This is a genomic window from Streptomyces sp. NPDC051315, assembly GCF_044455165.1.
In the GTDB taxonomy this organism is placed as follows: Bacteria; Actinomycetota; Actinomycetes; order Streptomycetales; family Streptomycetaceae; genus Streptomyces.
In genome coordinates this window covers 287,689-297,611 of record NZ_JBITEN010000008.1, presented here as the reverse complement: position 1 = coordinate 297,611, position 9,923 = coordinate 287,689, and the positions used below count along the sequence as shown (strand labels likewise).

10 protein-coding genes are annotated in these 9,923 nt (G+C 72.6%); 3 read left to right on the top strand and 7 right to left on the bottom strand.

Going from position 1 to position 9,923, the window contains the following annotated elements; genetic code table 11:
- Nucleotides 1-146: 146 nt before the first annotated feature.
- The 6 genes from ACIBBD_RS18080 to ACIBBD_RS18055 all read right to left on the bottom strand — a co-directional run bounded on the left by ACIBBD_RS18080 (nucleotide 147) and on the right by ACIBBD_RS18055 (nucleotide 6,107).
- On the bottom strand, nucleotides 147-653 hold the full coding sequence (locus ACIBBD_RS18080) for a hypothetical protein (RefSeq protein WP_399420392.1): 507 nt from the start codon (nucleotides 651-653) through the stop codon (nucleotides 147-149).
- Nucleotides 654-1,138: 485 nt separating this feature from the next.
- On the bottom strand, nucleotides 1,139-2,749 hold the full coding sequence (locus ACIBBD_RS18075) for a Na+/H+ antiporter (protein WP_399420391.1): 1,611 nt from the start codon (nucleotides 2,747-2,749) through the stop codon (nucleotides 1,139-1,141).
- Between the two features lie 89 nt (nucleotides 2,750-2,838).
- The gene (locus tag ACIBBD_RS18070; RefSeq protein WP_399420390.1) at nucleotides 2,839-3,126 is read right to left on the bottom strand and encodes an Atu4866 domain-containing protein; all 288 of its coding nucleotides are present in this window, start codon (nucleotides 3,124-3,126) and stop codon (nucleotides 2,839-2,841) included.
- Between the two features lie 377 nt (nucleotides 3,127-3,503).
- The gene (locus ACIBBD_RS18065; RefSeq protein WP_399420389.1) at nucleotides 3,504-4,784 is read right to left on the bottom strand and encodes an APC family permease; all 1,281 of its coding nucleotides are present in this window, start codon (nucleotides 4,782-4,784) and stop codon (nucleotides 3,504-3,506) included.
- Entirely contained in the window at nucleotides 4,781-5,152 is a 372-nt protein-coding gene (locus ACIBBD_RS18060; protein ID WP_399420388.1) for a hypothetical protein, read from the bottom strand. The genes ACIBBD_RS18065 and ACIBBD_RS18060 overlap by 4 nt, the downstream gene beginning before the upstream one ends.
- A 481-nt stretch (nucleotides 5,153-5,633) precedes the next feature.
- Nucleotides 5,634-6,107, bottom strand: coding sequence for a MarR family winged helix-turn-helix transcriptional regulator (locus ACIBBD_RS18055; RefSeq protein ID WP_399420387.1), 474 nt, complete (start codon nucleotides 6,105-6,107; stop codon nucleotides 5,634-5,636).
- Nucleotides 6,108-6,316: 209 nt separating this feature from the next.
- Between ACIBBD_RS18055 and ACIBBD_RS18050 the strand changes: the two genes are divergently transcribed.
- From ACIBBD_RS18050 to ACIBBD_RS18040, 3 genes are all read left to right on the top strand, one after another.
- Complete coding sequence (locus ACIBBD_RS18050; protein WP_399420386.1) at nucleotides 6,317-6,622, top strand: SCO4225 family membrane protein; 306 nt, start codon at nucleotides 6,317-6,319, stop codon at nucleotides 6,620-6,622.
- 143 nt (nucleotides 6,623-6,765) lie between these two features.
- The gene (locus tag ACIBBD_RS18045) at nucleotides 6,766-7,071 is read left to right on the top strand and encodes a GNAT family N-acetyltransferase (RefSeq protein WP_399420385.1); all 306 of its coding nucleotides are present in this window, start codon (nucleotides 6,766-6,768) and stop codon (nucleotides 7,069-7,071) included.
- 4 nt (nucleotides 7,072-7,075) lie between these two features.
- A complete protein-coding gene (locus ACIBBD_RS18040; protein WP_399420384.1) occupies nucleotides 7,076-8,044 on the top strand; it encodes a pirin family protein in 969 nt (322 codons plus the stop codon).
- Nucleotides 8,045-8,421: 377 nt separating this feature from the next.
- Here the strand turns inward: ACIBBD_RS18040 and ACIBBD_RS18035 are convergent, their stop codons facing one another.
- Nucleotides 8,422-9,822, bottom strand: coding sequence for an amidohydrolase family protein (locus ACIBBD_RS18035; RefSeq protein ID WP_399420383.1), 1,401 nt, complete (start codon nucleotides 9,820-9,822; stop codon nucleotides 8,422-8,424).
- Nucleotides 9,823-9,923: the final 101 nt, after the last annotated feature.

The following is a 9,923-nucleotide window of genomic DNA, read 5'->3' as shown; positions in this document are numbered from 1 at the left end:
CGGGGGCGCCCCCCCCCGGGCCCCCCCCCCCCCCCCCCCCCCCCCCCGCCGCCGCGGCCCCCCCCCCCCCCCGGGGGGCCCCCCCCGCCGCGCGCCTACGGCCGGTGGGAGCGAGCCGGCCGGGGACGGCCCTGACGCGGTGCGGATCAGGCGAGCGGGGCGGCGGTGGGAAGGGCGGCCAGCACCGACGGGTAGGTCGTGCGGACCGCCGTCGTGTTGAAGCCGAACTCGTCCAGGGCTGCGGGCGTGATCTCACGCTTGGAACCGTTGGAGACGAGATGGACGGTGGTGTCGTCGGCGCTGCGGGCCAGGTAGGCATAGGCGGTGAGCGGTCCGCCGTCGGCGATGTTCGCGGTGGTGAGGACCAGCCGTACGCCGTCGGCACTGCGGAAGAGCGCGTTGTAGGTGACGGAGCTGGGGATCAGGTGCCGACGGCCGTCCAGGACGAGGTAGACGTCGTCGGAGTTGACCGCCTTGACGCGCAGGCCGTTCAGCTCCGGGAAGAGTTCGCCCTGGCTCTCCGCGGCAGCGGACACGGCCGTCACCGGAGCCTGCGGAGTCACGGCGTGCGCCGAGAGGGCGGAGCCGGTCGCGACGGCACCCAGGGTCGCGAGCACGACGGCGACACGCGGCATGAGGGACTGCTTGTTCATGACGATCCTCCGGTCAGCTTCCGAGGGGCGCGCGGACCTGGGCGGTTTCCCGGTCCCCTGCCCCCTCGGGGGATAGTTGAAAGCTAACCTAATTTTTGATGACACGTCAACAACTTGCGGGTGGCGGGCGTCAACTTGGCGCCCGTGTCGGATACGTGACCGTCCGTCCGCGCACGCCCCCGACCGATGTCGGTTCGCGCACCCCCCGCCCGAGCCCCTCCCGAGTCGGGGCCGTCTTGCCATCGCTTCCGCATGAGGCATGAGGTACGGCGTGACGGTGAGGACTCGCACGTGTCACTCACGCCCGGACGGCACCGAGCGGACACGGGACATCCAGGCCGGCTCGGATGTCCTGCCGGGACCGGGCGGGGCGCGCCCGGGGTCGGGTGCGCCGTTCCACGCGGGCGGCTCGGAAGGCGCGCTTCCGGCCCTGGTGACGGCGCCGTCCTGCGCGGGGCGATGACCTGGCCGACTCGGGACGTCGGCTACGAACGACGCGGTGGCACGGCCTCGCGGTCCGGTGCGCCGGTCACCCCCGACATCCGCGCCGCCTTGATCGACAGCCGTACGTCCTCGGCGTCCAGGACGTCCTGGACGCCGCGCAACACGATGTCGTCGATGCGCCCGGCGTCCCGCAGCTCGGTCAGCGCCTGCCGTTTGACGTGCAGCAGCGCGGTCTCCAGTTGGTGGGCGCCATGGCTGCGCCGGGTGGCGTCCTCCCCGCCGTGGAGGCGGTCGCTGATGTCACGTTCCAGGTGGGCGACGGTGTTCCCTTCGACTCCGTAGCGGCGGGCCAGTGCGGGCAGCGCGCGCAGCGCGGCGGCGCTGAGATGGCGGTGGGCGAGGAGGGACTCGGCGGTCTGCTCCTCGTCGGTGTCGAACCGGGCCCGCCGGACCACGGCCGGCAGGGTGGGACCGAGCACGGTGAGGGTCACGACGATGACGACGACCGTGGTGAAGACGATGGCGTCCCGGTGTTCCAGGGGCCGTCCCTCGGCGGTCACGGCCGGGATGGTGAGGGCGGCCGCCAGGGAGATGGCGCCGCGCATGCCGGCCCAGGCCAGCGGCAGCCGCTGCGCAGCCCCGATCCGGCGTTCCTTCTGCACGGGCCGCCGGTCCACCAGACGCACCGCGTAGGGGACGCTGTAGAACCACAGGAACCTCGTCCCGACGACCGCGGCGCTCACGGCGAGGGCCACCGTGACGGCCCGCAGCAGGTCCGTGGAGGTCAGGGCCCGGACCGCGGCGGGCAGTTGCGTGCCCACCAGAACGAACAGAGCGCTGTTGAGGAGGTGGCTGGTGACCTCCCAGAAGGCGGTGGCCTGCACGCGGGCGTCAGGGCTGATCACCCGGGGCCCGTACCGGCTGCTGACCAGTCCGCAGGTGACGACGGCCAGGACGCCCGAGACGTGCAGGAGCTCGGCGGGCAGGAAGGCGAAGAACGGTGTGGCGACGCTGAGGACGCTGTGCAGCAGCGGGTCGCCGAGCCGGCGCCGGATCAGCCTGAGCAGCAGGGCGACGGCAACGCCGATGGCGATGCCGCCGGCGTAGGACTCGACGAAGCGCAGGGAGGTCCCCGCCCAGCTGAACGGGGCGTCCTCGGCCACCACCTCGATGGTGACGGCGAGCAGCACCAGAGCTGTGCCGTCGTTGAGGAGGCTCTCGGTGCGCAGCACGGTCAGGATGCGCCGGGGCATGGCGCGGGCCACGGCGGCGACGGCGGCGGCGTCGGTCGGCGCGAGCACCGCGCCGAGGACGAGGGCCAGGGGCCAGGGGTGACCGAAGGCGTGGGCCACGACCGCCACGGCCAGCGCGGTGACCAGGACCAGCAGGGTGGACTGCAGGGCGATGGTGCGCAGGTTGTGCCGGATCTCCCGGACCGAGGAGGTCAGCGCCTCCCAGTACAGCAGGGCGGGCAGGAACAGCAGCAGCACCACTTCGGGCGAGAGGGTGATGGCGTCGAAGGCCGGCGTCAGGCCCATGAGGCAGCCCGCGCCCAGCAGGAGCAGGGGTTCGCTCAGGCCGGTGCGGCGGGCGGTCCATCCGGTGACGAGCACGGCCGCAGCGACGGCGACGACCAGTTCCAGGCTCTCCATGTCCGTGCGCCTTCCAGGGCTCCGGGGAACGACGGGTGGGAAGAAAGAGGGGAGGCTGTCCTGCCCGTGCGCTGGGCAGGACAGCCTGGTCAGCGGCCGTCGCGGGCCGGCACCTCGTCCTCGCGGTACAGGACCAGGTGTTCGTGGTAGAGGACGCCGTCGCGGACGTCTCCGGTGGCGGTGAAACCGGTGTCGTCGACGTAGTCGATGTGGTCGCCGGTGACGGTGTAGCTGCCGGTGTACGCGCTCCGCCGGGTGCCGCGGGCCTCGTCGTAGCGGCCGTTCGGCAGCAGTTCCTGGCGAATGTGTCCGTCGGCGGTGACCCACATGCCGACGTAGGGGTGCGGGGCGGGGGAAGAGGTGTCGTGCGTGTTCATGGCATCCACGGTCGCCCGCGTCAGCACCGGGTACCAGGCCGCGGGTTTCCTGGGTGTGCTCCACCCAGGCTCAGCGGCGGGCGTCGCTCAGAGGTCCTGACAGAAGTCGTCGATCAAGTGACCGTCGGCTTGGGTCCCAGCGAGCCCGCCGCATCGAGTCGGCCGGCCGGGCGTCGGGGGCCGCCTCCGGCTGCCGGTGATCCCGCCGATGACCGCCCCCGTGGTGGTAGCGGGCGCGGGTGAATGCCGACCCGGGGCGGTGCTCGGCGGGCGGGAGCGGCGGCGGTCGGATCCGCTCCAGAAGACGGTGGTGCTCTCGGCGTCGTTCATGCCGGTCTCCGCGGGTTCGTGCTCGTCGCCTGTCCGCGCCGCCGCGCTCACCGGTCCGCGCTCTCGTACTCGGGTTCCCTCGTCGAGGGGCGTCCAGCGAGGACGGCGGTCACCAGCCAGACGGCGGCGAACAGCGCCCAGCACGCCCACATGGGCGGACCGGCGAGCACGGTGACGGCGACCACCGTGACGGCGCACAGCGCGGTGACCACCCTGGGCGTGCCGCCGGGTCCGGCCAGCTTCGCGTACGAGGCCGCGCCCAGGCCGTAGAGCGCGAAGTAGATGCCGCCGGACAGCACGAAGAGCAGCTCGAACGACATGACGCCCGTCGCGCCCAGCAACGCGATCACGGTCAGGACCGCGCCGACCACCAGCACGGACGTCACCGGGTTGCCGTCCCGGTCGCGTACCCGGGCCAGCGGGCCGGGCAGATAGCCGCTGCGTGCCATGCCGAACACCAGCCGGGACAAGGCCAGCACCGAGGCGCACACGTTCGCGGTGATGGCGGCGACGACCAGTGCCAGCGTCACCGGCCGGCCCAGCTCGCCGAGCGAGCGCTCCGCCAGCCGCAGCAACGGGGCGTCGTCGAGGGCCTCGTCGCCGGGGGCCACCGCGCTGAACAGGCCCAGCAGCACCAGACCGTACAGGGCCACCACGATGACGTAGGAGGCGGCGAAGATGCGGGGGATGGCGTCCGGCCGCTTGTGCTCCTCGAAGGTGAAGGCCACGGTCTCCCAGCCGGTGAAGGCGACGTAGACGGCGGTGAGGACGCCGCCCAGCTCCCCCGGCGGCGGTACCTCGGTGCTCGGCGCCTGCACGCCGTGCGTCCCGAGCGCGACCAGTGCGGTGCAGGTGACCAGGACGAACAAGCCGAGCACCAGGGCGACCTGGACCTTCCCGGACACGTGCGCGCCCAGGCACCCGATCAGGGTGGCCGCGGTCAGGACGGCGACCGGGAAGAGCCAGGCCAGAGTCGGCACGCCGGAGAACTGGGCGACGTAGCGCCCGCCGGTGATGGCGGTCGCCGGGATGCCGGCGACCAGCGCGAGGGTGGCCAGCAGTCCGGAGGACCGCCCGACGGACCGGCCGAAGGCGACCTCGGAGTAGTGGGCGACCCCGGACGCCGACGGGTGGCGGCGGCCGAGCCAGGCGTAGCAGTACAGCAGCGGGATGACCGACACGGCGGCGACGGCCCAGGGCAGCCATGCGGAGCGGCCCAGGTCCTGGTAGCTCGTCCCGGGCAGGATCATCATGCCGCTGCCGAGGATGGTGGACAGTGCGAGGAAGGTGCCGACGGTGCCGCCCAGTGATTTCTGCAGACCGCTCACGCCGCGTCCTCCTCGGTGCGGGTCGCGGCGAGCGCGCCGGCGGGGGCACGGCCGACGGCGGCGGTCCGGGTCGCGTCGAGGCTGTGCCGGCCGGGGACGACCGTCGGCTGGAACTCCCCCGACGCCCGGTGGGCCCGGGCGGCGCGGCGTTCGGTCGGGATGAACCGCTCGGCCCGTCCGCACAGCACGTGCGGGTCGGTGAGGCGGCCGGTGGGGGATATCCGTTCGGCGAGGCGGTCGGCCACCGCGGCGTCGGCGCGCAGGCCGTGCGCGATCTCCGCCGGCATGTCCTCGTCGTCGAGTAACTCCGGGGGGAAGCCGTCATGGGCGAGTACCTGGGCGATCTCGGGATTCGAGAGCTGTGTCATCGTCGGTATGCGTCCTGAGGAGTCGGGGCAGGGTGGTCGATGACAAGTACCCCGGTCGGCCGGGCGCCGTCGGCGTCGGGGGCCGGGTGCAGACGGACGACGGACAGTCCGCCCACGGAGTGCCCGGCGAGGACGATCCGGCGGGCGCCGGGCGGTCCGCGGCACGCCGGATCCCCTCGACGGTCCGTTCCTGCCAACGGCCCGAGCCGAGGTCGGCCACGGAGTCGGCGTTCGGCAGGGTCGATGCGGTCAGGCCGTGGCGGGCGGGAAGCAGACGCACCCGAACGGGATCCCGCACCGGGCCTGCCGGTCCGGCACCCGAAGCCGCCCCCCACCTTCTCCGGACCCGGCTCGGGCAGCAACGGCTCGATGAGCGACCACAGGTCGTCCGACACGATCCAAGGCCGTGAGTGACGTTTCCCCACGAGCCAACGACCGCCCAGACCGAAGTCACCTCATCAACGACTTCTGTCAGGACCTCTCAGGCCGGGTCCGTCGCCTCCGCGTCGACCTGTGCGAGGACTCGGCCGAGCAACTCGCCGAGGACGCGGACCTCCTGGTCCGTGAACGGGTCGAAGAAGAGCCGGCGCACCGTCTCCGCGTGCCGTGGCGCGGCTTCCTCGATGGCCTGCCGTCCCGCCGGTGTGAGCCGGACCATGGAACCGCGGGCGTCCTCGGCGCACGCCTCCCGGGTGACGAGACCGCGCTTCTCCATGCGGCTGATCTGGTGCGACAGACGGCTGCGCTCCCAGTCCACCTCGGCTCCGAGGTCCTTGGCTCGCAGCAGACCGTCCGGGGCCTCGGACAACGGGGCCAGCAGCGCGTAGTCCGCCGCGGACAGTCCCGAGTCCCGCAGGAGCTGCCGCTCCTGGGCGCGGTGCAGCTCACGGCCCAGGCGCCGGTACGTGGCCCATACGTCGGCCTCTTCGGGGCTCAGCCATGGCGGTTCGGTCATAGGCCGAGACTATCATCTTGTTGACGCATCACCAAAGGTCAGCCGCGCGAGCGGCGATGCCCGGCCGGACGGAACGGTTCGCCGGCCGGCCGGGCGCCAGTATGCGACGAGGTAGGCAGTTGCTGCCGACGCGAGGTGCCGTCGAGCCATGTCAGGGTCGGTGCGTCCGCACACGGACCTCCCGTCGCCGCCACACCCCGAAGGGCACCATGAGCATCGCCGTCACGTCCCGGTCCGTCCTGCGCACGGTCACCGGCAGCTGGGCCTCGCGCATCTACCTGGCCGCCGTCACCTCCGTGCTGGCGTGGGCGCATGTGGACGCGGCCTTCGTCGCCCAGGCGGACTCCTCCTTCGCGGGCATCCACTCCATCGCGGCCACCGCCCCGCTCAGCGTCGTGCTCCTGCTGTCGGGCGCCTTCGAGGTACTGCCGTTCTCCCTGCTGATCGCGGCCTGCGCCCTGGTCAACGCCTATCTGCTCGGACTGGCGGCACGCCGGATCGCCGCTCGCCACTAGAACCTCCGGACGTTCCATATTTTGTTGACGCATCATGAAAACACTGCAGTGAGCGCGACCGGCGGCGAGCGGGGCGGAGCGCCACCGCCGGCGCCGCGTCCGACCTCGCCCGCACGAAGCCCCTACCAGGCACAGGAGAGTCCATGGCCCCGCAGGTGACCGACAACCAGTCCCAGTCCCGCTTCGAGATCCACGAGGGCGAGGACCTGGCCGGTTTCGCCCAGTACCACGCGTACAAGGACGAGATCGCCTTCCTGCACACCGAGATCGGCCAGCGGTTCGGTGGCCACGGCCTCGCCGGGCTGCTCATCAACAGCGCCCTCGACTCGGCCCGGGAACACGACCTGAAGGTGCTGCCCTACTGCCCCTTCGTCCGCGGGTGGATCACACGGCACCCGGACTACGTCGACCTGGTCCCGCAGCAGGACCGCGCGCGGTTCGGGCTGTGACGGCGTGAGCGATCTCGACACCGCGCCGGCCGTACTGCGCCGAGGAGGCCGCGACGAGGTCTCGGCCCGCCCCGTCCACCAACTGCTCCAGCCCCGGGTCACCCCGCTCGGCGAGAGCACCGTCGTCCGTAGACCGCTGCCCAACCTCGGGCGCAGGATGGTCGGGGCCTGGTGCTTCGTCGACCACTATGGCCCCGACGACATCGCCGACGAGCCCGGCATGTGGGTCCCGCCCCATCCGCACACCGGCCTGCAGACGGTCAGCTGGCTGCACGACGGGGACGTCCTGCACCGCGACAGCGTGGGCAGTCTGCAGACCATCCGCCCCCGTGAGCTCGGGCTGATGACCGCGGGCCGGGCCATCGCCCACGCCGAGCAGTCCCCTCGCTCGCACGCGCCGCTGCTGCACGGGGCCCAGCTCTGGGTCGCCCTCCCCGACGCGCACCGCCACGTCTCTCCCGCCTTCGAGCACCACACCGACCTCCCGCTGATCACCTCGCGCACCGGGCTGCGGGCGACCGTCATCCTCGGCGAGATCGACGGCGCGGCCTCCCCCGGCACCACCTACTCGCCCCTGGTCGGAGCGGACCTCGCCCTCTCCCGGGGCGCCGACGTGAAACTGCCGCTGGAACCCGATTTCGAGTACGCGGTCCTGACCATGTCCGGCTCGACGCGCGTCGACGGCGTGCCACTGGAGCCCGGGTCCATGCTGTACCTGGGGTGCGGCCGCCGGGAGCTCCCCTTGCGGGCCGCCACGGACAGCGGACTGCTGCTCTTGGGCGGTGAGCCGTTCGACGAGAAGATCGTCATGTGGTGGAACTTCATCGGCCGCACCGGCGAGGACATCGCCGAGGCCCGTGCGGACTGGAACGCCGGACGCCGCTTCGGCACCGTCCACGGTTTCGCGGGGGATCCCACCCCCGCGCCGGATCTGCCCGAGACCCGTCTCAAGGCCCGCGGCAGGGTGCGCTGAACACGGACGCGGCCTGCGGGATGTACTCCTCCTCCCGCACCCCGCCGGGGCCGGTGTCACCGGCCCCGGCGGACGCCGAACCGGGCCGACCGATCGGGGGAGGTCGACCGGCCCGGTTCTCCACTCCGGCTGGTCTGCCGGCAGAGGTGTCACGGGCGAGCCGGTATGGCAGCGGCACGCGTCGTGGCCCCTCACACGCCCATCCTGCGGACCGCCGGCCGCGCCCCGCATCGGTAGGGTCCACTGATCCGGCATTACCGACACGGACAGCTGCCTGGTCACCCGGCCCGCCATCAACGCACGCACCCGCGCGCGCACGCCCTGACGGCGCCACACCGTGCGGGTGGCGCCGTCTGCCTGCGGGGGCGAAGTGAGGGTCAGGCGGTGGTACCGGCGGCGAGGACGTAGTCGCGGGATGCGGCGACGTCGTCGCGCAGGGCGGCCAGGTCGACGTCGAGGAGCCGGCCGTCCCACTTGCGGACCTGGCCGGCGACGAAGACGGTGTCGACGTTGCGGGCGTCGGTACCCAGCACCAGCGTGCCCACCGCGTCGTTCAGCGGCATGTTGTTGACGTCCTCGGCGCGGACGACCAGCACGTCGGCCTGCTTGCCCGGTGTCAGCGAACCCGTCACCTCGCCCAGCCCGTTCGTCCGGGCCCCTTGCAGGGTGGCGAAGTCGAGGACATCGGACGTACTGATCCGGCGCGGCTCCGCGTCCGTGCCGTAGGCGGCGTTCACCGCCCGCATCCGCTGGATCGCGTGCAGCGCCCGCATCTGAGTGAACATGTCACTCGCCAGGGCGACCTCCACATCGATGCTCAGCCCTGGCCGGACACCCACCGCCAATGCCTCGTCGACCGCGGGAATCGCCGACTCCAGGCCGATCTGCGCGTCCGACGTCGGCGCCAGGGCGATCGTCGTCCCGCTGTCGCCGATGGCCCGCCACGCGTCCGGGGTCAGACCGGTGGAGTGGATCAGCGTCAGGTCCGGGCCAAGCAGTCCCTGCCGCTCCCACGCCAGGATCGCCTGCGACGACGGCAGCCCGAAGACCGCGTCCACGCTCACCCCGACCCCCAGCTCGCGGGCCGCCGCAGCCAGCCGCGGCCCGTACGCCCGCTCCGGGCCGGCGATCTCACCCGTCGCCAAAGCGGCGATGCGGAAGGTGAGCAGGCCGCTGCCGTACTCCTTCTGCAGCCGCGCCACGTCCGCGGGCCACTGCTGGTCCCAGTCGCCGAAGTGCGGGGCCATCGCCGCGTGCACGCCCCGGATGCCCGAGTCCACCAGCGCCTGCACCGCGGCGTCGGAGTGCGCGGCCGTGCGCGAGTTGTGGGAGAAGTCGAGCATGGTGGTGATGCCGCTGTCGAGGGCCGTCAGGGCTGCCAGCCGGGTGCCGACGTACATGTCGTGCGGCCGGTACACCGGCGCGTAGCCCAGCAGCGTGCTGGTGACATAGCCGCCCAGGTCGTCCACGTCCGGCATGATCCGGCGCAGCTGCGCCTCCCACGCGTGCCGGTGCGTGTCCACGAACCCCGGCGCCACGACGCATCCCGACGCGTCGATCACCACCGCGTCCGCTTCGGCGCCCTGCGCCCGCAGGTCCTCACCCACCGCGGCGATCACATCGCCCTCGATCAGCACATCGCCCTTGGACAGCACGCCCAGTGCCGGATCCATCGTGACCACCGTGGCGCCCGTGAGCAGGACGCGCCGGTCGCGAGCGCCGGCCGAGGCACGCAGCCGGTCCAGCAGGCCCTTGCGTACGGAATCGTCGAGGTACATGGCACCCACCCAATCTCGAAACGGAGGAACAGCGCCGACCCCCAAGCGGTTCGGAGCTGCAACCACGGTCGCCACCCCCGCGCCCCCGCACCAGGCCGCCG

Excerpts from the sequence above, each read along its gene's own strand:
- ACIBBD_RS18080 (WP_399420392.1), bottom strand. The coding sequence starts at position 653 with ATGAACAAGCAGTCCCTCATGCCGCGTGTCGCCGTCGTGCTCGCGACC.
- ACIBBD_RS18075 (WP_399420391.1), bottom strand. The coding sequence starts at position 2,749 with ATGGAGAGCCTGGAACTGGTCGTCGCCGTCGCTGCGGCCGTGCTCGTC.
- ACIBBD_RS18070 (WP_399420390.1), bottom strand. The coding sequence starts at position 3,126 with ATGAACACGCACGACACCTCTTCCCCCGCCCCGCACCCCTACGTCGGC.
- ACIBBD_RS18060 (WP_399420388.1), bottom strand. The coding sequence starts at position 5,152 with ATGACACAGCTCTCGAATCCCGAGATCGCCCAGGTACTCGCCCATGAC.
- ACIBBD_RS18055 (WP_399420387.1), bottom strand. The coding sequence starts at position 6,107 with ATGACCGAACCGCCATGGCTGAGCCCCGAAGAGGCCGACGTATGGGCC.
- ACIBBD_RS18050 (WP_399420386.1), top strand. The coding sequence starts at position 6,317 with ATGAGCATCGCCGTCACGTCCCGGTCCGTCCTGCGCACGGTCACCGGC.
- ACIBBD_RS18045 (WP_399420385.1), top strand. The coding sequence starts at position 6,766 with ATGGCCCCGCAGGTGACCGACAACCAGTCCCAGTCCCGCTTCGAGATC.
- ACIBBD_RS18035 (WP_399420383.1), bottom strand. The coding sequence starts at position 9,822 with ATGTACCTCGACGATTCCGTACGCAAGGGCCTGCTGGACCGGCTGCGT.